This window comes from Larkinella ripae (assembly GCF_054780775.1).
Genome location: NZ_BAAGVR010000027.1, coordinates 36,255 through 59,796 on the forward strand (window position 1 = coordinate 36,255; position 23,542 = coordinate 59,796).

The window sequence follows — 23,542 nt, forward strand, 5'->3', positions numbered from 1 at the left end:
TAGCGAAGTTTGAATGAATAACGAGTACGATGGCAAATGTGCTATGCAAAACCGGTTTTTTTTAGTATATTGTTACTTTACGATCGCATCGCGTTCTTTGCAAAAGCGCGTTTCCGGAAGGACACCTGACGAACGGTTTACCCCTATTTTGTCACAGCACCCTGCTTAGAAGCGCGATAGTAACCAAAGGTTTAATGGCAAAAACAAAAACAACTTTTTTCTGTCAGAATTGCGGCAATCAGGCTCCGAAATGGCTCGGGCGCTGCCCGGCATGTGGTGAGTGGAACACGTTTGTGGAAGAGGTTGTGGCGAAGGAAGAACCCACGCCCGGCAACTGGCGCCCCGCGGCCACGACCAAAACCGCAGCCAAGCCCAAAGCCATCCACGCCATCAATTACGAAGAACAGGAGCGCGTACTGACCCCCGATGCCGAATTAAACCGGGTACTGGGGGGCGGCATCGTTCCCGGATCGCTGGTGCTGATCGGCGGAGAACCGGGGATCGGCAAATCGACCCTGCTCCTGCAAATTGCCCTGGGTCTGAATGACAGGCGGGTGTTGTATGTTTCGGGCGAGGAAAGCGAACAACAGATCAAAATGCGGGCCGAACGGCTCCCGACGCCGGTCAGCGATTGTTACATCATGACCGAAACCTCGACGCAGAATATTTTCCGGACCGTCGAACATTTCGAGCCGGAAGTACTCATCATCGACTCGATTCAAACCATGCACTCGTCGCTGGTGGAGTCGGGCGCGGGCAGCGTTTCGCAGGTGCGCGAATGCACGGCGGAGTTCATGAAATACGCCAAGGAAAGTGGCGTCCCGGTTTTTATTGTCGGACACATCACCAAGGAAGGATCGCTGGCTGGCCCGAAAGTGCTGGAACACATGGTGGATACGGTTTTGACCTTCGAAGGCGACCGGCACACGACCTACCGGATTCTGCGAACGACCAAAAACCGGTTCGGCAGCACCTCCGAACTCGGCATTTACGAGATGCAGGGCACCGGCTTGCGGCAGGTCAGCAATCCGTCGGAAATCCTGATTTCACAGCGCGACGAAGCCCTGAGCGGGATTGCCATTGGCTCCATGATGGAAGGAAACCGCCCGTTACTGATTGAAATTCAGGCGCTGGTGAGTGTGGCGAACTACGGAACGCCACAACGAAGCAGCACCGGTTTTGACGCCAAACGTTTGCAAATGCTGCTGGCGGTTCTGGAAAAACGGGGCGGTTTTCGGTTAGGCCAGCAGGACGTTTTCCTGAATGTTGCCGGCGGTTTAAAAGTAGAAGATCCGGCCATCGATTTGTCGGTCTGCGCGGCCATTGTTTCCAGTTACGAAGACATCGCCATCCCGTCGTCCGTGGCGTTTGCGGCTGAGGTGGGGTTGGGTGGTGAAGTGCGGGCTGTTCACCGGGTCGAATCCCGGATTTCGGAAGCCGAGAAACTGGGATTCAAGCAGATTTTCATCTCCAAATACAACATGAAAGGGTTGGATACGAGCGGTTTCAAAATCAAAATCCGGCCCGTCAGCAAACTGGACGAAGTTTTTCAGGGTGTATTGATGTAGTGGGGATGAACGAGCGGATTCCGACCAAACGGACCATTATGCTCCACCAACTGCCGATAAATACGCGGCTATGGGGCTAACCGGTTGAATGGCATTATGGATGAATGGTGATTGGGGTTAACAGGGGTTGCATGAGTCCGATTTCCGACAATCAATTGATGGAATGCCAAAAAAACCGTTCCGCCATAAAACCATTCCACCATAAAAACCATCCAACAATTATTAGTTACTTTTGCCCCGATTTACTAAATTCTTCGCAATGAAACGCATGAAAAATCTTTTGCTGGCCGTCGGTTTACTCGCAGCCAGCACGCTTCCTTCGGTGGCCCAGCGCAATCCGGAAGACAAAGCTGGCTGGAAACTTGGCTCCCAATCGTATTCCTTCCGACTCTTCACGTTCGCCGAGGCAATCCGCAAAATTGATAGCTGCGGGCTGAAATACGTCGAGGCTTTCCCGGGGCAGACCATTGGCGGTGGCATCGACGGCAAAATGGATTACAAAATGGATGCGGCCACGCGCGAATCCGTTAAAAAGCTACTGAAAGACAAAGGATTAACGCTTGTAGCCTTCGGTGTTGTCAACGCGCCGGATGAAGCCGAGTGGAAAGCCCTGTTTGAATTTGCCAAAGCCATGGGCATCACGAACATCAACACCGAGCCCAAAGTGGAGCAGATGCCCTACATCGGCCGGCTGGCGGATGAATACAAAATCAACGTAGCCCTCCACAACCACCCCAAACCGTCGCACTACTGGCATCCGGATTCGGTGCTGGCGGTGATCGGAACGAGCAAGTACGTGGGCTCCTGCGCCGACATCGGTCACTGGGTTCGTTCGGGCCTGGATCCGGTCGATTGCCTGAAAAAACTACAGGGCCATATTCTGGGTATGCACTTTAAGGATGTGAAGAAAGACACGCCGGATGGCAAACACCACGACGTGATCTGGGGGAATGGCGACAGCAAAGTCGATGCGGTAATTGCCGAACTGAAGCGGCAGAAATTCAAAGGCCCGATTTCAGTGGAATACGAATACCATTGGGAAAACAACGGCCCCGAGATTGCCGAGAGCGTTAAATACTTCCGAAGCGCTTACAACAAGGCGAAATAAAATGGAAAAGCCCCGGTCTTGCGATCGGGGCTTTTTTCAGGTGTGGAAATGACGGATTATCAGCGCAATGAAATCGAACGCTCAGCCTGAACCGGTTTTTTGGTTTGCAGGTTGACTTCTTTTACTATTTTGGAAGAACCGTCGCTGACCACCACTTTATACGAACCATCCTGCAATTCGCTCAGGTCGAAGCGGGTCCGCGAGGTGGTTTCGCTCTTGTTCAGGTGGTGGGTCGCCAGAACCGTGCCGCTACCATCCAGCAGCAATACATCAAGTGAGGTGCCTTTTTCTTTGGCAACCGTCACGTTTACTTTAGCGGCTTCAGCCGAGGGATACATGCCAACCTGATAAGCAGCCGCAGCTTTTTCGTTGTCAGAGTTTGCAAAAGTTACTGTGGACGCGCTTACTGCCAGCGCAACGAGTACGGAAGAAATGAACGTTTTCATGGTGTGATTTTAAGTGTTCTGATTTGTTGTTGTGTTTGTCCTGATTGACGATTCAAATATAGGCGTGATCGGCAGTATCATCCGAAACATAGTACGCTAACGGTCGTGCAGGCAGCCGAACGGTTTTTAGAATTGATGAGCAATTAAACGGTAAATCGGCAAAACAAACTGATAATCAATGCATTATCAGTTATTTATACGAAAGTAAATTTCACATTTGGCGCTTCTTCCGTAGAAATTGTTGGCGGCCTTCGGCCTGAGCGCCAAATTTTATACTGTGAAATCGACCCGTACAGAATTCCATTCCACCATGATGGTTTCAGATTCCCTCTTTCGAAATCCGGCGGTTTTTGGCTCGTTTCCAGAGCTGATTGCGGCCGAAAGCAAGCGCCACGGTGGGGTAAGCCCGTTTCCCTTCGCTTCCCTTAATGTAGGCATCAATACCACCGACTCGCCCGAAAACGTCCGGGAAAACCGCCAACGGTTTTTCTCCGCCCTTGGCGTAGATCCGGAGCAGGTAACTTCTTCCTATCAGGTTCACGGCGATCAGATTCTGACCGTTACAAAACCGGGTCGATTTGAAGGGTTCGATGCCCTGATTACCAACCAGCCGAATCATTTTCTGACCGTTACGGTGGCCGACTGCACACCGATTTTACTGTATGACCGCGAAAAACGGGCCGTTGCCGCCATTCACGCCGGTTGGCGGGGCACCGTCGCCCGGATTGTGGAGAAAACCGTTCAAGCCCTGCAAGACCAATTCGGCACAAACCCCGCCGACTGTTTTGCTTTCGTCGGAACCTGCATCGACCGGTGTGACTTTGAAGTAGGGCCGGAAGTGGCCGAACAATTTGATAAAGAACACCAGCAGTTTGATCAGAGACGGCAAAAATTTACCGTCGATTTAAAGACTGCCAATCTGGCTCAGTTACAGGCAGCCGGGATTCCAGCCTACCAGATCGGGGTGTCACCGTATTCAACGATAGCCCATAACCGGGATTATTTTTCGTACCGGGCCGAGAAGGGTACTACGGGCCGAATGCTGGCCCTGATTGGAATCCGGTCAGCCTGAAACGGCACCAAAACAAACAGCCGGTTTTGGAGTTGTACTCCCAAAGTCAATCAAACTTCTGACGGCTATGGGAATCTTAATGACAATTCTGGTTGGGGCAATTGCCGGATGGCTTGCCGATATTGTATTTAAGCGTTTCTCGTTCTCCCTGTTTACGGAGATTTTGCTGGGCATTGCCGGTGCGTTCGTGGGTGGCTGGATTTTTGGCAACACCTTTGCAACGGGCGCCGGAGGGTTGCTCGATCGTATTCTGACGGCTTTTGTGGGCGCCGTGATTATTCTGGGGATTGCCGCACTCATCAAGGGATCACGCAAAACTACCTGATCCTTCTGCTTCCATCAGTCGCTGATTAACGCGCAGTAATCACAAATTCTACTTCTTTAAACGCAAAACTTCTAAGTTGGTCGCCGACCTGAATGGCTAATCGACCGGTTTCTTCAACGCCGACGATGGTTCCCCAAAACCGCTCCCCGTCGGCCAAAAACTCGCTTTCTTCCTGGTAACGGAATAAACGTTGCAGGTAATTCGTTTTCAAGACGCCACGCTGCCCGGCCCGAAGGGCCAGATACCGGCGTTCGAGCGATTCCAATAAAGCAGGCAACAAATCGGGCAGAACGAAATCATGGTCATTTGGTGTTTCATTACTAAGGGAAGTCGCCGTTGGAATCTGAAACCGGGTCTGGTTGATATTCAGTCCTATACCAATAACCGACCAGGCCAGTGTGTACCCGTACAGCGTATTTTCAATTAATATACCGCCAATTTTGCGATCCTGAATGTACAGATCGTTGGGCCACTTGATTTTTAGCCGGTCGCTCACGTACAGAGAAAGCCAGTCGCTGATTCCCAGGGAAACGGCAATGTTGAGCCAGAATTGCTCATTGGCCTGCAGGAAGGTCGGTTGTAAGATCACCGAAAAGGTCAGGTTTTGTCCGGGCTGGGCTTCCCACTGATTTCCGCGCTGCCCCCGGCCCGCCGTCTGATGTCCGGTAATCACAACGGTTCCGTCCAGGGCGGTTTCGGCAGTAATCATCCAGGCGGCCACATCGTTGGTGGACTGACAAGTTGGCAGGTAATTAATTTTTTGACCAAGAAATAGCGTTTTGGGTCGAAACTTGTACAAATTTTTAATACATTTAGTTGGATGAATGCCGAATAATGGTACAAACTTTGTTTTTAGAACGTACCCGCTGATTTCGGTCTGTGCAATTTAAACCAGTAGCATGAGAATAAATAAACCAAAGGAGTTATCATCCGAAGAATTGTGCAAGCTTGTCGTGAAAGGCATGCAGGAAAAGAAAGCCGTTGACATTGTTGTCATGGACCTTCGCGACGTTAAAAATGCCATTTCTGATTACTTTGTCATCTGCTCCGGAACGTCCGATACGCAGATCGACGCCATTGCCGATTCTGTGGAGGAAGAAGTTTTCAAAACCAGCCAGGCCAATCCCTGGCACGAAGAAGGCAAAATGAATCGGGAGTGGATTCTGCTTGATTACGTGGACGTTGTGGTCCATATTTTCAAAAAAGACCGCCGGGTTTTTTATGACCTCGAGCAACTTTGGGGGGATGCCGAAATCCACGTTGTGGAAGAAACGTTTGCCTGACACTACCGCGAAAAACCGGTCCAAACCGGCAACAGGCAATTGAACGAGTGTTTATCCGCTCCTACGACCACCTAACCCCGGTTAGTTTCCGTTTATCGAAACTCAAACCCAACAGAAACAATCCATTTAAGAATGGTGTTTCCTTTTTTGTGTATTTAGCCGTAATTCTGTTGCAAAAATGCCTGATAATAGAAATCCACTTTCATCCAGAACTCCCCGTCGGCCCAACTTCCAGGGCTGGATTGTAGCGATCCTGATTGCAGCGATCCTCGGGATAACCTTTTTCAACCGCAGCAGCGCCGTCCGGGAGACGACCATCCGCGGGTTTGAAAAAATGGTTAAAAATAAGGAAGTTGAAAAAGTCGTCATTGTGAACAATGAGGTTGTTGAAATAACCCTGACCCAACAGGCTTTACAACAGAAATACCGCAATCAGTTCCAGGACAAATCGTACTTCAATTCCGACGCCGGTCCGCATTTCAGCTTCCGGGTTTCCTCCGCCGAATCGTTTAAGAAAGACCTTGACCGAATTCAGGAAGGTATTCCCGATAATGAGAAAATAGACTATAAAATTGAGCAGCGCAGCGACTGGAGCGGTTTCCTGCAAACCTGGGGCTTCTTCATCGTAATGATTCTCGCCATGTATTTCCTGTTGGGCAGGATGTCGGGCGGAGCGGGTCCCGGTGGGCAGATCTTCAACATCGGTAAATCAAAAGCCGCCCTGTTCGATGCCGAAAACCGGGTCAAGATCACGTTTAACGACGTGGCCGGGCTGGACGAAGCCAAGGAAGAGATCAAAGAAATTGTTGATTACCTGAAAAATCCGACGAAGTTTACCAAACTCGGTGCCAAGATTCCGAAAGGCGCCCTGCTGGTTGGCCCTCCGGGTACGGGTAAAACCTTGCTGGCCAAAGCCGTTGCGGGCGAAGCGGGGGTTCCGTTCTTCTCGCTGTCGGGTTCCGACTTTGTTGAAATGTTTGTCGGTGTGGGTGCGGCCCGCGTCCGTGACCTGTTTAAGCAAGCCAAAGAAAAAGCGCCCTGTATCATCTTTATTGATGAAATTGACGCCGTCGGCCGTTCGCGCGGACGTGGATCGATGCCGGGTGCCAACGACGAACGGGAAAATACGCTGAACTCCCTGCTGGTGGAAATGGACGGTTTTGCAACCGACTCCGGAATCATCATTCTGGCAGCCACCAACCGCCCTGACGTCCTGGATTCCGCCTTGCTCCGTCCCGGTCGTTTCGACCGTCAGATCAGCATCGATAAACCGGACATTGTGGGTCGGGAAGCCATTTTCAAGGTGCACCTGAAACCCATCAAGCTGGATAAGGATGTCGATCCCAGAGAACTGGCGACCCAAACCCCGGGTTTTGCCGGCGCCGATATTGCCAACGTTTGCAACGAAGCCGCCTTGATTGCCGCCCGTCGGAATAAGGAATCGGTTGATATGCAGGATTTTCAGTACGCCATGGACCGGGTAATTGGTGGTTTGGAAAAGAAAAACAAACTGATTTCTCCGGAAGAAAAAGAAATCGTGGCCTACCACGAAGCCGGACACGCCGTAACGGGCTGGTTTCTGGAGCACGCTGATCCGCTGGTGAAAGTGACAATCGTACCGCGCGGGGTTGCCGCTTTGGGTTATGCGCAATACCTGCCGCGCGAGCAGTATCTGTACCGGACCGAGCAGTTGCTCGACGAGATGTGTATGACCCTGGGGGGCCGGGCAGCTGAAGAAAACATCTTCGGCAAAATTTCGACCGGGGCTCTGAGCGATCTCGAACGCATTACGAAACTGGCTTACAGTATGGTGACGATGTACGGGATGAACGATAAAATCGGGAATGTCTCGTTCTACGACTCCAAACAAAGCGAGTATCAGTTTAATAAACCGTATTCGGAAGCAACGGCGGAAGCCATCGACGACGAAGTTCGGAAGATTATCGATGCGGCTTATACGCGGACTAAAGACCTGCTCGAAAAAAATCGGGAAGGGCTGGAAGCGGTCGCCAAAGAATTGCTCGAAAAAGAAATTCTGTTCCAGAAAGATCTGGTTCGCATTTTGGGCAAACGTCCTTTCCTGAAAGAAACGACGTATCAGGCCTACAAAAATGCTAGCGAAGTTGTTGGCGAAGAGATCGGCCCGGAAAGCAAACCGGAACAAACCGAGCCACTGCCAACCCCCGATCTGCCAGCCTTGTCATAAAACGAATGACGCATTCACAAAAAAAGCCGACTTAAGTCGGCTTTTTTATTTCTCCCGAGGATCCAATCTTATCTAAACCGGTAGCCGGTTACATCAAAACTGTGGTTCGCTGGGCCGAAAAAGATGAGTTTTAAGGTGCTGGTAGCCGGTTTTCCGTTTACTTTTTCGGAATAATATTCTTTCTTGGACTGAACCAGTAATTCATTAGGGCCCAGTGAGGAAGTAAAATTAATGCTGTGTGCGTCCGGCAGTTTGGCTTCCAGGGCCAGTTCATTGAATAAATACAGCGGATAGGAATTGAACGGCACTTCGGCTACCCAAAGCCATTCGGTATCGTTGCGGCCCAGGCTGGCGCGGTATTCGGTCGCAGTCAGGCCATATTGGCTTCCTTCGCGCCCGGTCGCCCGGTACCGCTGCACAAACCGGTTATGGCACATATCGGCGCGGTTCGATGCGTAAAACGACTTCCCGACGTTGTACCGCATGATGATTTTACCCTCATATTTGTCGGCTACGTACACCCGGTAACTTCCGTCCGGCTGGCCGGTGACAAAGGTGTAGCCACCAATCACTCCCGGAAAACTCAGGTTCGCCAGTTTCCGATCGAAGCCGAACTGACCGGTTTTGGAATTTAACAAGACCTGATACCGCACCACCGAGCCGTTGTAATCGGTTTGCTCGTAAACCAGTACCCGATCAAAGACCAGTTTTTCGACGGCGGCCGGACGGTTTTTTGTCACCATTGCCAATTGCGACTGCGCCCTCAGGGGCTGAACCCCTTTTTCCAACAACCCAAACCATCCAACTAATCCCACAAAGGCAATAAACCGTTTTTTCATAGCATCTCAGCAAATTCTTGTTAAATGACGGTGGAGTCTTTTGGAATGCAATATGCAAGTTTCGGAGGTAAAGAAGCAATATATTACCTTTGTATTCCTGAAAAAATATTCATGCATTCGATTGAACACCTCGCACTCCCACCGAATCGGGCCATTTATTTTGCTTCTGACTTTCATTTAGGAATGCCGACGCCCACCGCCAGCCGCGAACGCGAACAACGGGTGATCCGCTGGCTCGAAACCGTACGGGTCGATGCCGAAGCGATTTTTCTGGTTGGCGACGTTTTTGATTTCTGGTTTGAATACCGGCACGTTATTCCGAAGGGATTCAGCCGGTTGCAGGGGAAACTGGCCGAATTAGCCGACAGCGGCCTAAAAATTACGCTGTTTTCCGGAAACCACGACATGTGGATGGCCAACTATTTCACGGACGAAATGGGCATTCCGGTTTATCGACTCCCGAGGTCCTACGAGATTGGCAACCAGCGGTTTTTGATCGGCCACGGCGATGGTTTGGGTCCCGGCGATTTCACCTATAAACAGCTTAAGAAACTCTTTGAAAACGGGCTGGCCCGCTGGCTGTTTCGCTGGCTTCATCCCGACATTGGCGTTTGGTTTGGCACCGGCTGGTCGCGCAACCGCAAGGCCTCGGAGCAGCACAAACCGGATGTTTTTCGGGGCGATGAGCACGAGTGGATTTTGCACTATTGCAAGGAAGTAGAAACCCGGCAACACCACGATTTTTACATCTTCGGGCACCGGCACCTGCCGCTGGATCTGACGGTAGCAGCCAATAGCCGGTACATTAATCTGGGCGAATGGATCAATTTCAACACCTACGCCCGGTATGACGGCCAGAAAACGGAGTTGCTAACGTTTGAGGGGTAACGTGCGGTTTTTTGGTATACGGTTTTCGGTATTCGGTTTTCGGTGGCTGCCGCAAGAAACCGTAAACCGAATACCGGAAACTGAATACCGTTTCCTGTTAATTATTTTTCAGAATGTCCTGACGCGAAATTCCTTCTTTCGGCGTCGCGTTCAATTCCTGCCGAAAATCTTTTTTCTTGAGATCGCCGTTTTTCACCGACTTGATGAAGCTCGCCCAGGCAAACGGATTCAGGAACGGAATGGTCGTCATCTGGGTTCGGCCCGTCATCGATTCGCGGCCATACCACTGCTGATTGAGGTAATACCGGTAATTGGCGCCGGCGCTCATTGGCGTCAGGGCCGCCAGTCGTTGCATGGATTCGGCGCTGGTATTGCGGGCCAGGTTCTCCCGTTCTTTTTCGTCCGGCAGCTTCAGATTGACGAAAGCCTGCTTAAACAATTCCTCCGTGGGGTACGGATATACTTTCACCTCCGTCAGCATCTGCACATCTTCCTGCATAGCCACCACCGCCGAATAGGATGTTTCCGGCAACCGGCGCGGAATAATGTGGTATTGCTTCTTGAAACCAACGTAGCTAAAGACGATGCTATCACCCGGCAAAACCGGGATGGCAAAATAACCGACGTTGTTGGAAAGCACCCCGCGACCCGCCCGTGGGATTGAAATGTAGGCTTCCGGCAGGGGTTCCGACGTTTTTCCGGCGGTAATGATCCCGGTAAACATAATCAGTTTTTCCTGGCCCTGCGCCTGAGCCGTTTCGCCGGCCGCCAGCATCAGCCCCGACGCAATCGCCAGAACGCTTATGATCTTTACGAGTAAATTCTTCATGTCTCAAAGTTAAAACGCCCGTCGGCGTAACGTATTGCTTTCTTTCGGCTGACCGTCTTCCCTCCATCACGACCCGGCCGCCAACCGATTTACGCAAACAGTTTCAAAAAGGTAATAATAAACGGTGCCGCCAGCAGCAGACCGTCGAAACGATCCAGAAAACCGCCATGACCCGGAATGGTCGAACCGGAATCCTTGATGGCGATGCTGCGCTTAAAAAGCGACTCGACCAGATCACCGTAGGTGCCCGTTACCACAATGATTGCGCCCACGCAGTACCACTCCCACGGCCGGAGATCGTCCACAAAAATAGTCAGAAAAAAAGCGATAAGCGCAGCCGCCAGTGCACCACCAACCGCACCTTCCCAGGATTTTTTGGGGGATACCCGCTCAAATAATTTCCTGCGCCCGAATTTGGTGCCGGCAAAATACGCCCCGATATCACTGGCCCACAGCAGCACCAGACACCCCAGCATCAAACCCGGGTGATAGGTACCGCCCCGCAGCGCCAGCACATTCAGCAAGGCAAACGGCACCGCTACATAAATCAGCCCCAGAAACGTAAACCCGATGTTGGTAAACGGTTTCAGATCCCGCTTTTTATAAAGCTTGATCAGAAAGATCATGGAAGCCGCCGGGCAGATCAGGAAATAACTGTCGTAATCAACAATCTGTTTTTCAATCAGATACGTCAATATACAGATCAGACAGCCAACGGCGGTTCCGTAATAGGTCAGTGGTTGATTGCCATCCAGGCCGAGTAATTTATAAAACTCCAGTTGCGTCAGCGCACTGATGGCGCAGAACAACAAGGCAAAGGTCCAGTCACTGTATCCAATCCCAAATAGGATGATGATAACACCAATGGCAGCCGTAATCACGCGCTGTTGCAGGTTCGTCATCCGATCTAAACGTGCTTTCATATCGGAAGGCAACTACAAATCAAAGTGGTTGATCCGGCGAAAATAACAAAATACGGAGACGTCGTTCATACCTGAGTTTCTCTTTTCGTCTATTTTAACGTAATTTACAGAGGATATAGTAATAGAGCTTTATTCATCAGCGTTCTACTCACCGCCCCCTTTTCCGTATGCTTTTAGTCCTGCTTGGCCTATTTCTCCGGTTGTCCGGAAAGGGTCAACAACCGGAATTTGATCTTCGTTCGCTCCGCTGGGACATGAGCAACAAGGAAGTTCAAGCCGCTGAGTTGTCTACGCCCTACCGAACCACCGATTCGACCCTGCAATACCGCCAGCGCTGGTTTTACAACTTCCCGGCTTCGGTAAAGTTTGCTTTTGTTAAAGACCAGCTCGCCGGGGCCCTGTACATTTTTACGGATCGGCATGTCCGCGCCCAGCAACACCTGGAAGATTATCAGGCCCTGTTCAAAATCCTGTCGGATCGCTACGGCCCACCCACGGGCGATTATTCCACCTGGAATTATCCGTTGTACAAAGAGCGCCCCGAGCGTCACGGCGATGCGGTTTTGCTGGGCCACCTGAACCGGTCAAGCATTTGGGAGACCGACCGCACGGTGATCACGCTGGAAATGTCCGGCAAACCCAAGGAAGGCATTTATACGGTTATTTCCTACTCGAAAAAAAACACGACCGAAAGCAAATGACGGATCGGCCCTGATTCGCTCTCAGTATTCCAGGTCCGCCGAAATCAGGTGAATTTTGGCCAGTGCGGCATTTTCGGCCTGCACGTAAACTTCGCAGTTTCCCAGCAGATAATTGCTGTCTTTTTTGTTAACAACGACGGCGTTAATGTCGTGTTCGGCCAACAACACTTTGGCCAGTTCGGCGCGGTGGATGGTAGGGGTCACCAGTACTTTCTCCCACTGATCAGACATACGGCTGGGACGGCGATTGATTCGACTTTCGAAAAAAAGTTAAAAAACCTATCGTTAAAACTAGCGAAATTAACGCGCCGGTCAAAGGAACCGAATCCGTATTTTCGATATCAACCGAAATCAGGTGCCGCCGGTGCAGCCACACCATCAAAACCGTAAAACCGTTGTTAACCGCGTGGGCCAGAATGGGCACCCAGATGTTTCCCGACCAAACGTACAGGTATCCAAACAAGGCGCCTAACAACGCCCGGGGCACAAAACCGTAAAACTGAATGTGAATGGCACTAAAAATCAGGGCGGCTACCCAGACGGCGATGTGGCCATTTCCCGTCCATTGCGCCAGCTTCCGCTGCAACATTCCCCGGAACAGCACCTCCTCCCCGATTCCCGGAATAATACCAATCGTAAGCAGGGCAAAAACCAGATCCAGCGGTGAAGTAAAATCGGTCAGAAACTTGGTCAGCTCGCCCATCTGATCTTCTTTTTGCCGCATCCATTCCTCCAGTCCCTTCAACGCATCCGGCAGTTCGAGGTTTTGATTCCACTCAATGATCAGGCCATTCAGGGGCATGAAGGTGATGGTCAGCAGCGCCACCACCCCAACGGCTTTGACCGCTGCCAGCGGACGGGCGTTAAAATCCGACCAGGACCGGCGTTCGATCCAGCGCAGGTAAAGCAGACAAGGCAGCAAAAACGTGCAGAGGTGGCTAACCGCCTGAATCAGCATCAGCAGGTGCCAGCTTCCGGGATACTCGGCGGGGTGACTTAGAATGTCGGCGATATCGCTCACGTCCTGCCCCCCGCTGGTGGCCCAGACTGCCAGGAACATCCCGGCCAGCAACCCGCCCAGCGACATACCCAGCAGGACAAATCCGAGCAAAACCAGCAGGCTACGAAAAGGATGCAGGGTATTCGAAGAGGGTGACGTAGAGCGGAAGTCTTCCATAATTGCCGTAAATTTACGGCCAAACGGGCAAGATTGTTAAAACCGGCCCGGTTTTTATAAAAAATACACCGGCCGGTTTTCAAATCCAGTCCGGTTTGGCGAACATCTTTGAAAACCGTATTGTTAGCGATATATGGCAAAAATTGGAACAATTGAACTGGGTGATTTTCCGCTCTTACTGGCGCCGATGGAGGATGTGAGCGATCCGCCGTTTCGGGCGGTCTGCAAAGCCAACGGGGCGGATTTGATGTATACGGAATTTATCTCGTCGGAAGGACTGATTCGGGATGCGGCCAAAAGCGTTCAGAAACTGGACATTTTTGAGTACGAACGCCCGATTGGCATTCAGCTTTTTGGTTCGGATGTCGAAACGATGCGGGCCTGTTCCGAAATTGCCACGCGGGCCAACCCGGATCTGATTGACATCAATTACGGCTGCCCGGTCAAAAACGTGGCCTGCCGGGGAGCCGGGGCGGCTTTGTTGCAGGACATCCCGAAAATGGTGAAAATGACCGAAGCGGTTGTTAAAGCAACGCACTTGCCCGTTACGGTGAAAACCCGGCTGGGCTGGGACGATAACACGCGGAATATTCTGGAAGTGGCCGAACGTTTGCAGGACATTGGCATTCAGGCGCTGACGGTACACGGCCGCACGCGCGTACAGATGTACAAAGGGGAAGCCGACTGGACCCTGATTGGCCGGATTAAAGAAAATCCGCGCACCACCATTCCCATCTTCGGCAACGGCGACATCGACAGCCCCGAAAAAGCGCTGGCCTACAAAAACCGCTACGGGGTGGATGGCATCATGATTGGCCGGGCGAGCATCGGCTACCCCTGGATTTTCGACGAAATCAAGCACTACCTCCGCACGGGCGAACACCGGGCAGCGCCAACCCTCGCCGATCGCGTGGCCGTTTGTAAACAGCACCTGGAGTTTTCAATCCGCTGGAAAGGTGAAAAAACCGGCATTTTCGAAATGCGCCGGCATTATACCAATTATTTCAAAGGGCTGGAAAATTTTAAACCGTTCCGGATGCGGCTCGTGCAGGCCGATACGCTGGCGGAAATTGCGGAGATTCTGGATGAAATCGGGGAAGCGTACGAACTGGCCGTGATCTAATCCGGGAGGGCCAAACCCATCCTACTCAAAGGCCAGCACGGGTTTGACTTTCAGCCGCTCCTCGTCATCCCGCAATTCCTGTAGTTTTGAATATTTGATCACCGGATACACCGCCGACAACAACGCCCACACAAAACCGGGGTAGCCGTCGAGCAGACCGCTTTTGAAAAAATAGATTTTCACGAACGTAAACAAAAACCGGATGCCCTGCAGCGCAATGTTTGCCTTTTTGTGCCGCAAAGCCATTTCTTCAGCGCTCAGAGTGGTGTACTGATTCATTTTCAGCACATAATCGTGTAGGGAGCCGTAGCTGTAGTGAATCAGAACCCCCGAAAGATGCCGAATCGGTCCTTCGACCTGAACGGATTCGTGCACCGGCATGGGCGTGATGTGGCCTTTCCGGCGGTCGAACAACCGCAAAACCGGTTGCCGGTTCTGGCCGCTGTGCCGCAAAATCCGTCCCAGAAAAATCAGATTCCGGGGTAACGAATACCCCGCATACGTCGGCGCTCCGGTGGTAAAAAGAGCTTCGATCTCTTCAGCCAGTTGCGCGGACACGATTTCATCTGCGTCGAGCACCAGAACCCAGTCGTGCTTGGCCTGATCGATGGCGAACTGCTTTTGCGGCCCGAATCCATCGAATTTGCGGTGAATCACTTTGCAATCGAACTGCTGAGCCAGGTGCAGGGTGGCGTCGGTACTGCCCGAATCAACTATCACCATTTCATCGACCCAGGGCGCGACCGATTCCAGCGCCTGTTTTATCGTGCGTTCGGCATTCAGCGTAATCATGACTACCGAAAGGGGTAGTTTCGGGAATGTGTTCATAGCCTCCGTAATCCGTTATAAGTGGAAAAATGAACGAATCGGTACAAATCGGATCAATTTCAGCGCGGACCGTTGTCAGGCAGTGACAACAAAAAGGCAATCCGACGGGTGCTGTCTGACAAACCGGCGGTTTTCCCGGCCTGCGCGAATCCGAAACTGATCAGGTTCAAGAATTTGTAGAGATGGCTATCATCAGGCAAGACAGGATTCCGGCCCGTCCCGTTGCATACCAGTACGCAGTTCTTGGCGTTTGCGTTGCAACTATTTTTCACAACGCATTTTTGGACTGCCACCTTCTAAATAAGACCCTAATTATCAGTTTATTATTAGGGTGAGTTTTTCGCAGTGGTCAGAACCAAACCGCCCCGGCAGATGGTTCTAGGAATATGACGAAACCTTCTACGATTTCCTCCAATTCCACGCTCGAACCGGTCTCCGCTCCGCCGTCCAAACGCCTGCTTCAAGCCTGGATGCTCCTTATTCTGGTTGCCCTGATCTGGGGCACTTCGTTTATTCTAATCAAACACAGCCTGCCGGTTTTTGCCCCGATGCAGGTGGGAACGGGGCGCATTTTTCTGGCATTTCTGTTTTTTCTGCCTTATCTGCTGATCCGCTGGAATCAGATTCCGCGAAACCGCTGGCTCCCCCTGCTGGGTTCGGGTATGCTTGGTTATTTGATTCCGGCCGTGTTGTTCGCCATTGCCGGTGCTCACCTCAACAGTTCGCTGGCCGGAACGCTCAACGCCCTGAGTCCCCTGTTCACATTTCTCATTGGCGTTATACTGTTCAAGAAACGGGCCAGATGGCGGCAAATTGGCGGGATCCTGCTCGGCTTTTTCGGGTCGGTATTTCTGGTGTTTTTCAGCGCCACCGGCTCATTTTCTTACAACGCCTACGCCTTTCTGATTGTGTTAGCCACGCTTTGCTACGGTTTTAACATCAACATCGTTTCGCGCTACCTGTCCGACTTACCGGCCTTGTTATCAACGGCTTCCACCTTTGCTATGGTGGGGCCCATCGCCCTGATTGGTCTGGCTACCACGGATTTTCCCGCGCGGGTTGTCGCGCCCGGCTCCACGCCCGCGCTCCTGATGCTGATGACGCTGGGCATGGTTGGCTCCGGTTTTGCCACCATTCTCTTCAACCGGATCATTCAACTGACCTCCGGCGTTTTTGCCTCAACGGTGACGTACCTGATTCCGGTTGTAGCCGTGCTGTGGGGCCTTCTCGACGGCGAACCGCTCCACTGGCCGCAGGTGGCCGGTATGGGAATTTGCCTGTTGGGTGTATATTTGATCAACAAAAAGTAAGCCTACACCCAAACCGCGTCTTTATGTTTCGTGCTTCCGTCAACGATCAGGACTCTTTCGAGATTGATTTCTCCGGCGATCAACCGGTTTTGAATGGCCAGCTCCTGACCTGGGACCTGGTTCGACTGAACGACCGCCAGTTTCACATCCTGCATCAAAACCGCTCCTACACGGCCGAAATCCTCCACCTGGATACCACGGAAAAAACCGCCACGCTCAAAATCAATCAGTCCATTCATCAGGTGAAACTGCGAGACCGCTTCGACCTGCTCCTCGAACAGATGGGCATGAGTGCGGCCAACCAGGCCCGGATCAATGACATCAAAGCGCCGATGCCCGGTCTGATTCTGAGTCTGAGCGTTCAGCCCGGCGACACCGTCCGCAAAGGCGATACGGTTTTGATTCTGGAAGCCATGAAAATGGAAAACGTCATTAAATCCCCCGCCGACGGCACCATCAAAACCGTCCGGATCAACCGCGGCCAGACCGTCGAAAAAAATCAAATTCTGGTGGAGTTTAGTTAAGCGTGATGAATGAAGAGTGATGAGTTGGCTGACGCATTCTCTTTGCGGAGCATTTTAACTCATCACTCATCACTCTTAACTCATCACTTTTACTATATTTGTCGCCAAACTTTCCTTCATGGCTCAACTAAAATATAAACGAATTCTGCTCAAACTTAGCGGTGAAGCTTTGAGCGGAAACCAAGGATACGGTATCGATCCCACCATTCTGGACCAATACAGTCTGGAAATCAAGCAAGTCGTTGAAAAAGGGGTGCAGGTTGCCATCGTGATTGGCGGGGGCAACATTTTCCGGGGCATCCAGGGCGAACGCCGGGGTATGGACCGGGTTCAGGGCGATTACATGGGGATGCTGGCGACGGTTATCAACGCGATGGCCATCCAGAGTTCGCTCGAGCAACACGGTTTGTATACGCGCGTTATGTCGGCCATCAAGATGGAACAGGTCTGTGAGCCCTACGTTCGTCGGCGGGCCGTTCGTCACCTCGAAAAAGGGCGCGTCGTGATCTTCGGCGCCGGCACCGGAAACCCGTATTTTACGACCGACACCACGGCCAGCCTGCGGGCCATTGAAGTCGAAGCCGATGTGGTTCTGAAGGGTACCCGCGTCGATGGGGTCTATACCGCCGATCCGTTTAAGGATAAAACCGCCACCCGGTATACCACGATTTCGTTTCAGGACGTTTACGAAAAGAAACTCAACGTCATGGACTTAACGGCCTTTACGTTGTGCAAGGAAAACAATTTGCCCATCATCGTATTCGACATGAACCAATCGGGCAACCTGATCCGGCTCGTCGATGGCGAGGACATTGGCACGCTGATCACGGGCTAATTTATAAATGATGACGTATGAACGGTGAATTATGACCCGCTTGCCGGAATAAGATGAAATCATAAAGGTAACGGATGCCACCTTCATCATTCATCGCTCCTAATTCATCACTATTTAAAAACCATGGAAGAAATTGAGCTTTATCTCGAAGACGCCCGGGATACGATGGAAAAGGCGTTGAAACATTTGAACATCGAGTTATCCAAAATTCGGGCGGGCAAAGCGTCGACCGCGATGCTCGATGGCCTTCAGGTGGACTATTACGGGATGAATTCGCCCATCAACAACGTGGCTTCGATCACTACTCCCGACGCCCGGACCATTGCCATCAAGCCGTTTGAAAAGAAAATGATCGGCGAAATCGAAAAAGCCATTCGCAACAGCAACCTCGGATTGTCGCCGACCAACGACGGCGAAAACATCCGGTTGAATATCCCTCCGCTGACCGAAGAACGCCGTCGGGATCTGGTGAAAAAAGTAAAGCAGGAAATCGAAGTCGCCAAAGTCAACGTCCGCAACATTCGCAAAGACACCAACGACGGCATCCGCAAACTGACCAAAGAAGGCGTTTCGGAAGATGAGGTAAAAAAAGGCGAAGAACGCGTCCAGAAACTGACCGACGGTTTTATCGCCAAAATTGACAGCATTTTCGTTGCCAAAGAACAGGATATTCTCACGGTCTAACAGCCGCCGGTTTTTCGACCTTTGGCGTTTCACTCTATTTTGTTCCAAAAAGCGCAGCCGGATCGAAAAACCGGCTGCGCTTTTTATTAGGCCTTACCGCAATTGGAAGTTGAGCGGTCAGAGCTCCGTTGCGCCCTGCAACTGCCCATCGGCCGTCAACAGAACGCGCCAGATTCGGGAACCGGTGGCATTCACCTGAAAAACCCGAAACGGGCTGTTGTCACTCCCGTTCGGGCCCGTCAACACGGTTTGTACCCGCCCACCCGGGTAAGTCGCGTTCAGGTAGTTCCGGGCATTTTCCGGTAAAACCGTTTGCGGCACCCGCGTGCCCTGATCGATCATCACGCCATTAGAGTGAAAGAAGGCCGCCTTTTCCATCGCATTCTGCGAAAACCGGGCCTCCCAGATTCGTTCCTGAACATTGCTCCAACTCACCGCCTGAGCATCCGGAAACGCATCCCTGAAACCGCCGTAAGCGCCAACGGCCACCCCCTGGCTGGACGCTTCGTAGATAAAGTCGGCCCCGGCCTTGTCCTGGCAACCGGTAATCCATACCCCCAGGAACAGCGTATAAACGAGGGCTTTGAAACGATGCCTGATTTGATAGTTTTTCATAATTGAACGTGTTTAGAGATTAAAAAAAAGTCATTCCACACCGGCGTCCGGACTTTTAGTCGTCCAGATCCCGAATCCGGTGAACGCGGTGCCGGTAGAAAAACCGGTAGATGATCGGGAAAATCAGCAGCGTCAGCACGGTGGCCGTTACCAGTCCGCCGATGACGACGATGGCCAGCGGTTTTTGCGTTTCGGAGCCGATTCCGGTGGAAACCGCAGCGGGCAGCAAGCCGATTGCCGCCATTAGGGCGGTCATCACGACGGGCCGGATGCGCGACTGAACGCCCTCGCGAATGGCATCGTCGAGCGCCATACGGGCCAGCAGATTTTTATTGAAAACCGAGATCAGAATGACCCCGTTCTGCACGCAGATTCCGAACAGCGCAATGAACCCGACGCCCGCCGAAATCCCGAAGTTCATGTTGGTTACGTGCAGGGCCAGAATGCCGCCAATCAGCGCAAACGGCACGTTAAGCAGTACCAGACCCGCGTCTTTGGTGTTGCCGAAGGTGATGAACAGAATGACAAAAATGGCCGCCAGACTGACGGGCACCACCTGCGCCAGCCGCTCCGTGGCCCGCACCTGGTTTTCAAACTCCCCGACCCATTCCACCGAGTAATCGTTACCGGTTTTGAGGACGGCGTTTACTTTTTGTTGGGCCTCGGCGATGGTGCTGCCCAGATCACGGCCCCGCACCGAAAACTTCACGCCGATAAACCGCTGGTTGATATCCCGGTAGATGAACGCCGGACCGGTTTGTTTCTGAACCGTAGCGATTTCCCGCAACGGAATCAGTCCGCCCTTCAGGGTTGGCACCATCAACCGCATGATGTCTTCCTCATTCTGCCGGTATTCATCCTGATACCGCACCCGAATATCGAACCGGCGCTCGCCTTCGTATAAAATGGATGCGGTTTTTCCGCCAATCGCCATCTCGATCACGGCCTGGGCATCCGCCGTCGTGACGCCGTAAAGCGCCATTTTGTGATCATGAAACAACACACTGATCTCGGGCTGGCCGACGTTGCGGATAATGCCCAGATCGCGCACCCCGTCCACGTCTTTCATCGCTTTCAGGACCTGATCGGCGTATTTTTCGAGTTGGTAAATATCCGGTCCGAAAATTTTCACGCCGTTGCTGGCTTTGTAACCGGCTACGGCTTCGGCCACGTTGTCGATGATGGGCTGCGAATAATTATAAAGAATGCCGGGGTAATTCCGCAGCTTTTTGTCCATCTCGTCGGTGAGTTCCTCAACGGAAATCTTGCGCTTCCATCCGTCTTTCGGGGCCAGATCGACCTGAAACTGACAGAAATAAAAACCGTTCGGGTCCGTGCCGTCGTTCGAGCGGCCCACCTGCGAAAGCACCTGTTTCACTTCCGGAAACGTCTGCAAATCGCGCCGGATCTGCCCGGCCATTTCCACGCTTTCGGGCAGTGACAAACTCATGGGCAGTTCGGCCGTCACCCACAGCGCCCCTTCGTTGAGTTGCGGCAGAAATTCGGTTCCCAGAAACCGGGCGGAGAAAAACGTGCCGCCCATCAGCAGCAAAGCCGCCAGGATACTGCGTTTCTGGCGGCCGTAGCACCAGCCAAAACCCGCCATCACGATGCGGTTAAAGAAGTTGACGACCGGATTGTTCTTCTCCCGGACGTTCTTTTTCAGCAATAGCGAACACAAAACCGGCACCAGCGTGAGCGTAAACAACAAGGCGCCCAGCAACGCAAACCCGAGCGTCCAGGCCAGTGGCGAGAACATTTTTCCTTCGACTTTCTGAAACGAGAAGATCGGTAACAAAGCCGTGATGATGATCAACTTGGAGAAGAAAACCGCCTTGCCCAACTCGCCCCCGGTTTTCTTGATCAAACCCAGCTTGGCCAGTTTGTTGAACCGCTCCATGCCGACTTTGTGCGCCTTGTGGTCGAGGGTAACAAAAATGCCCTCGACCATCACCACGGCCCCGTCGATGATAATTCCAAAATCGACCGCGCCCATCGACAGCAGGTTGGCCGACATTCCCCTCATTTTCAGACACATGAACGCAAATAGCAACGCCAGCGGAATGATGATGGAAACGATGAGCGTCGTGCGCCAGTCGGCCATGAACAGAAATACCATGACCGTGACCAGAACAATCCCTTCGGTCAGGTTGTGCAAAACCGTATGGGTACAAAATTCGATCAGGTTGTCGCGGTCGTAGAACGTAACCATTTGGACGTCTTTGGGCAACACCCGCGTATTCAGCTGCCCGATTTTGGCCTTTACGCGCTCCAGCACTTCGCTCGGATTTTCGGCTTTCCGCATCACCACAATGCCTTCCACCACGTCGTCGTCCTCGTTCAGGCCCACCTGCCCCACGCGCGGCAGTTGCGACTCGGCCACTTCGGCCACGTTTCTGACCAGAATCGGGTTGCCGTTCAGTTCTTCGATGATGATGTTGCCAATATCCTGAACCGAGGTCAGCAGTCCGATGCCGCGCACGACGTAGGCCTGCCCGCTTCGTTCGATGACATCGCCCCCGACGTTGATGTTACTTCGGGTGACGGCCTGGTATACTTCCAGCGGAGTCAGGTCGTATTTCGCCAGTTGGGTTGGGTTCACGCGCAGTTCGTAGATTTTCTGCCGACCGCCAAAAGCCACCACATCGGCCACGCCCGGCACACTCCGCAACTGCCGGTCAATCACCCAGTTGTGGATCGTCAGCAACTCCCGGCTGTCCCGCTTGTCACTTTTCAGCGTAAACCGGAAAATCTCGCCGGTCGGGCCATAAGGGGGTTGAATATCCGGTTCGACCCCTTCGGGCAGCGGTACATTCCGGAGCTGGTTGTTGACCTGCTGCCGGGCGAAAAAATCCTCCACATCGTCCTCAAAAATGATTTTGATGACCGACAGGCCAAACATGGTCACGGAGCGTACGTTGGTTTTTCGCTGCACCGAATTCATCGCCACTTCGATGGGCACGGTCACAAACCGCTCGATTTCTTCGGCGCTCCGTCCGTTCCATTCCGTGACGACAATAATCTGCGTATTGGTAACATCCGGGAAAGCTTCCAGGGGGGTATTCAGGTAGCTAAACACCCCGGCAACGACCAGACCAGCCGTCATGAAAAAGATAAAAAACCGGTTCTTCAGCGAAAAACCGACGATATTCCGAATGAACTGGTTCATGGGTTATTCGTTTAAAGCGTTGTACACCAGAATCTGATTTTTGGAAATCACGCGCTCGCCCGGTTTCAGGCCCGATTCGACGTAGGTTACCGTTCGCAATGTTTTATGAACCGCGATCTCCCGAACTTCCAGATCGTTCCGGTTCCGGAAAACGACCACGAAGTTCTTCGAGCGGTCGAAAATGACGGCATCGGTCGAAACGGCGGGCAATTGCTGGCCGGTTTCCAGCGTCAGGCGAATGGTCGCGTGCATTTGGGGCTTGAGTTGATAGCCCGTATTGGGCAGCCGGATGCGCACACTCATGGCCTTGGTATTCGGATCGAGCACGTTGTAGATTTTGTCCACTTTGCCCCGAAACACCTCATCCGGGTAGCTGAGCGTTTCAATCTGGGCAGCCATGCCCGTGCGGACGCGCCCGATGTCGCTTTCATTAACGTTTGCCATCACCCAGACATCGCTGATTTCGCCGATGGTGAACAGATTGTCCGCGTTGTCGGAGCGCAGCTGGAGGCCCGGGTTGATATTTTTTTCGATGATAAAACCGGACAGGGGGGCCTTGACGATGTAATTGGCGGAATTACCTAAACCGTAAATCTGGAAAACTTCCCGCAGGCGGTTTACCTCGGCCTGCGCCTGATCGACTTCGTTTTGCGCCTGCACCACGTCGCGCTGGGCATTCAGTTTGCTTTCGTTGAGGTCCTGCGCCACCCGCAGGTTTTTCTGCGCCACCCCCAATTCCGACTGCGCCTGAATCATCTGACGCTCCAGATCGGCGACTTCGCCCGAACGGATCAGCGCCAGCGGCTGGCCTTTGCGGACATAATCGCCCAGCTCGACCGATACGGTTTCGACGTTTCCGCCCACCAGCGGGAACACTTTGACCACCTTGTTTTCGTCGGCCACCACCCGGCCCACCAGCGTCAGCTCGTTGCGCACGGGCTGGGTTGCCACCGAATCCAGCCGGATGCGTTTCAGCATGGTATCCGAAAGCATAAACGCCTTCGCTTCTTCGTTGGCCGACGGTTTTTCGCAACCCAGGTTTGCTACGGCCGAAAACAACACAGCGCTGATTATGAGTAATTTATTCAT

General features: G+C 52.4%; 24 protein-coding genes. 13 read left to right on the top strand and 11 right to left on the bottom strand.

Annotated features, from left to right (window positions below; genetic code table 11):
- The first annotated feature begins 194 nt into the window (after positions 1-194).
- On the top strand, positions 195-1,568 hold the full coding sequence (radA, locus tag ACYVHX_RS21520; protein WP_460673754.1) for a DNA repair protein RadA: 1,374 nt from the start codon (positions 195-197) through the stop codon (positions 1,566-1,568).
- Between the two features lie 268 nt (positions 1,569-1,836).
- On the top strand, positions 1,837-2,676 hold the full coding sequence (locus tag ACYVHX_RS21525; RefSeq protein ID WP_460673755.1) for a sugar phosphate isomerase/epimerase family protein: 840 nt from the start codon (positions 1,837-1,839) through the stop codon (positions 2,674-2,676).
- 59 nt (positions 2,677-2,735) lie between these two features.
- Here ACYVHX_RS21525 and ACYVHX_RS21530 read toward each other — a convergent pair whose 3' ends face one another.
- Positions 2,736-3,122: a hypothetical protein gene (locus ACYVHX_RS21530; RefSeq protein WP_460673756.1), complete on the bottom strand. Its 387-nt coding sequence runs from the start codon at positions 3,120-3,122 to the stop codon at positions 2,736-2,738.
- Positions 3,123-3,432: 310 nt separating this feature from the next.
- On the opposite strand from ACYVHX_RS21530, the gene pgeF reads away from it, so the two are divergent.
- Positions 3,433-4,194 carry a peptidoglycan editing factor PgeF gene (gene pgeF / locus ACYVHX_RS21535; protein ID WP_460673757.1) on the top strand — a complete coding sequence of 254 codons (762 nt, stop codon included), beginning with the start codon at positions 3,433-3,435 and terminating at the stop codon, positions 4,192-4,194.
- A 67-nt stretch (positions 4,195-4,261) separates the two neighbouring features.
- Complete coding sequence (locus ACYVHX_RS21540) at positions 4,262-4,519, top strand: GlsB/YeaQ/YmgE family stress response membrane protein (protein WP_460673758.1); 258 nt, start codon at positions 4,262-4,264, stop codon at positions 4,517-4,519.
- Between the two features lie 25 nt (positions 4,520-4,544).
- On the opposite strand, the gene ACYVHX_RS21545 is transcribed toward ACYVHX_RS21540, so the two are convergent.
- Entirely contained in the window at positions 4,545-5,318 is a 774-nt protein-coding gene (locus tag ACYVHX_RS21545) for a biotin--[acetyl-CoA-carboxylase] ligase (protein ID WP_460673759.1), read from the bottom strand.
- 100 nt (positions 5,319-5,418) lie between these two features.
- Here ACYVHX_RS21545 and rsfS point away from each other — a divergent pair, with 100 nt between their 5' ends.
- The gene (gene rsfS, locus ACYVHX_RS21550; protein WP_460673760.1) at positions 5,419-5,802 is read left to right on the top strand and encodes a ribosome silencing factor; all 384 of its coding nucleotides are present in this window, start codon (positions 5,419-5,421) and stop codon (positions 5,800-5,802) included.
- Positions 5,803-5,980: 178 nt separating this feature from the next.
- On the top strand, positions 5,981-8,008 hold the full coding sequence (ftsH, locus tag ACYVHX_RS21555) for an ATP-dependent zinc metalloprotease FtsH (protein WP_460673761.1): 2,028 nt from the start codon (positions 5,981-5,983) through the stop codon (positions 8,006-8,008).
- Positions 8,009-8,076: 68 nt separating this feature from the next.
- On the opposite strand, the gene ACYVHX_RS21560 is transcribed toward ftsH, so the two are convergent.
- A complete protein-coding gene (locus tag ACYVHX_RS21560; protein WP_460673762.1) occupies positions 8,077-8,847 on the bottom strand; it encodes a hypothetical protein in 771 nt (256 codons plus the stop codon).
- Between the two features lie 111 nt (positions 8,848-8,958).
- Here ACYVHX_RS21560 and ACYVHX_RS21565 point away from each other — a divergent pair, with 111 nt between their 5' ends.
- The gene (locus ACYVHX_RS21565) at positions 8,959-9,735 is read left to right on the top strand and encodes a UDP-2,3-diacylglucosamine diphosphatase (protein WP_460673763.1); all 777 of its coding nucleotides are present in this window, start codon (positions 8,959-8,961) and stop codon (positions 9,733-9,735) included.
- Positions 9,736-9,832: 97 nt separating this feature from the next.
- On the opposite strand, the gene ACYVHX_RS21570 is transcribed toward ACYVHX_RS21565, so the two are convergent.
- Entirely contained in the window at positions 9,833-10,564 is a 732-nt protein-coding gene (locus tag ACYVHX_RS21570; protein WP_460673764.1) for a carboxypeptidase-like regulatory domain-containing protein, read from the bottom strand.
- A gap of 89 nt (positions 10,565-10,653) precedes the next feature.
- Complete coding sequence (locus ACYVHX_RS21575) at positions 10,654-11,487, bottom strand: phosphatidate cytidylyltransferase (RefSeq protein ID WP_460673765.1); 834 nt, start codon at positions 11,485-11,487, stop codon at positions 10,654-10,656.
- Positions 11,488-11,654: 167 nt separating this feature from the next.
- Between ACYVHX_RS21575 and ACYVHX_RS21580 the strand changes: the two genes are divergently transcribed.
- The gene (locus tag ACYVHX_RS21580) at positions 11,655-12,188 is read left to right on the top strand and encodes a hypothetical protein (RefSeq protein WP_460673766.1); all 534 of its coding nucleotides are present in this window, start codon (positions 11,655-11,657) and stop codon (positions 12,186-12,188) included.
- A gap of 21 nt (positions 12,189-12,209) precedes the next feature.
- Here the strand turns inward: ACYVHX_RS21580 and ACYVHX_RS21585 are convergent, their stop codons facing one another.
- Together ACYVHX_RS21585 and ACYVHX_RS21590 are read right to left on the bottom strand one after the other, a co-directional pair.
- Entirely contained in the window at positions 12,210-12,419 is a 210-nt protein-coding gene (locus ACYVHX_RS21585; RefSeq protein ID WP_460673767.1) for a DUF2007 domain-containing protein, read from the bottom strand.
- Complete coding sequence (locus ACYVHX_RS21590) at positions 12,412-13,365, bottom strand: lysostaphin resistance A-like protein (protein WP_460673768.1); 954 nt, start codon at positions 13,363-13,365, stop codon at positions 12,412-12,414. Before ACYVHX_RS21590 ends, ACYVHX_RS21585 begins: the two co-directional genes overlap by 8 nt.
- 133 nt (positions 13,366-13,498) lie before the next feature.
- Between ACYVHX_RS21590 and dusB the strand changes: the two genes are divergently transcribed.
- Positions 13,499-14,488 carry a tRNA dihydrouridine synthase DusB gene (dusB, locus tag ACYVHX_RS21595; protein WP_460673769.1) on the top strand — a complete coding sequence of 330 codons (990 nt, stop codon included), beginning with the start codon at positions 13,499-13,501 and terminating at the stop codon, positions 14,486-14,488.
- 21 nt (positions 14,489-14,509) lie between these two features.
- Here dusB and ACYVHX_RS21600 read toward each other — a convergent pair whose 3' ends face one another.
- Positions 14,510-15,316 (bottom strand): glycosyltransferase family 2 protein, encoded by an 807-nt coding sequence (locus tag ACYVHX_RS21600; RefSeq protein WP_460673770.1) that lies wholly within the window; start codon positions 15,314-15,316, stop codon positions 14,510-14,512.
- 386 nt (positions 15,317-15,702) lie between these two features.
- Between ACYVHX_RS21600 and ACYVHX_RS21605 the strand changes: the two genes are divergently transcribed.
- The 4 genes from ACYVHX_RS21605 to frr all read left to right on the top strand — a co-directional run bounded on the left by ACYVHX_RS21605 (position 15,703) and on the right by frr (position 18,669).
- Positions 15,703-16,626 carry a DMT family transporter gene (locus tag ACYVHX_RS21605; protein ID WP_460673771.1) on the top strand — a complete coding sequence of 308 codons (924 nt, stop codon included), beginning with the start codon at positions 15,703-15,705 and terminating at the stop codon, positions 16,624-16,626.
- A 23-nt stretch (positions 16,627-16,649) separates the two neighbouring features.
- Positions 16,650-17,150, top strand: a complete 501-nt coding sequence (locus tag ACYVHX_RS21610) for an acyl-CoA carboxylase biotin carboxyl carrier protein subunit (RefSeq protein ID WP_460673772.1) — start codon at positions 16,650-16,652, stop codon at positions 17,148-17,150.
- Positions 17,151-17,268: 118 nt separating this feature from the next.
- Positions 17,269-17,985, top strand: coding sequence for a UMP kinase (gene pyrH, locus ACYVHX_RS21615; protein WP_460673773.1), 717 nt, complete (start codon positions 17,269-17,271; stop codon positions 17,983-17,985).
- A gap of 123 nt (positions 17,986-18,108) precedes the next feature.
- Entirely contained in the window at positions 18,109-18,669 is a 561-nt protein-coding gene (frr, locus tag ACYVHX_RS21620) for a ribosome recycling factor (protein ID WP_460673774.1), read from the top strand.
- Between the two features lie 117 nt (positions 18,670-18,786).
- Here frr and ACYVHX_RS21625 read toward each other — a convergent pair whose 3' ends face one another.
- Genes ACYVHX_RS21625 through ACYVHX_RS21635 form a run of 3 tightly spaced genes read right to left on the bottom strand, consistent with a single transcriptional unit; the run spans position 18,787 to position 23,542 of the window.
- On the bottom strand, positions 18,787-19,284 hold the full coding sequence (locus tag ACYVHX_RS21625; RefSeq protein WP_460673775.1) for a hypothetical protein: 498 nt from the start codon (positions 19,282-19,284) through the stop codon (positions 18,787-18,789).
- A gap of 55 nt (positions 19,285-19,339) precedes the next feature.
- A complete protein-coding gene (locus ACYVHX_RS21630) occupies positions 19,340-22,453 on the bottom strand; it encodes an efflux RND transporter permease subunit (protein WP_460673776.1) in 3,114 nt (1,037 codons plus the stop codon).
- A 3-nt stretch (positions 22,454-22,456) separates the two neighbouring features.
- The gene (locus tag ACYVHX_RS21635; protein WP_460673777.1) at positions 22,457-23,542 is read right to left on the bottom strand and encodes an efflux RND transporter periplasmic adaptor subunit; all 1,086 of its coding nucleotides are present in this window, start codon (positions 23,540-23,542) and stop codon (positions 22,457-22,459) included.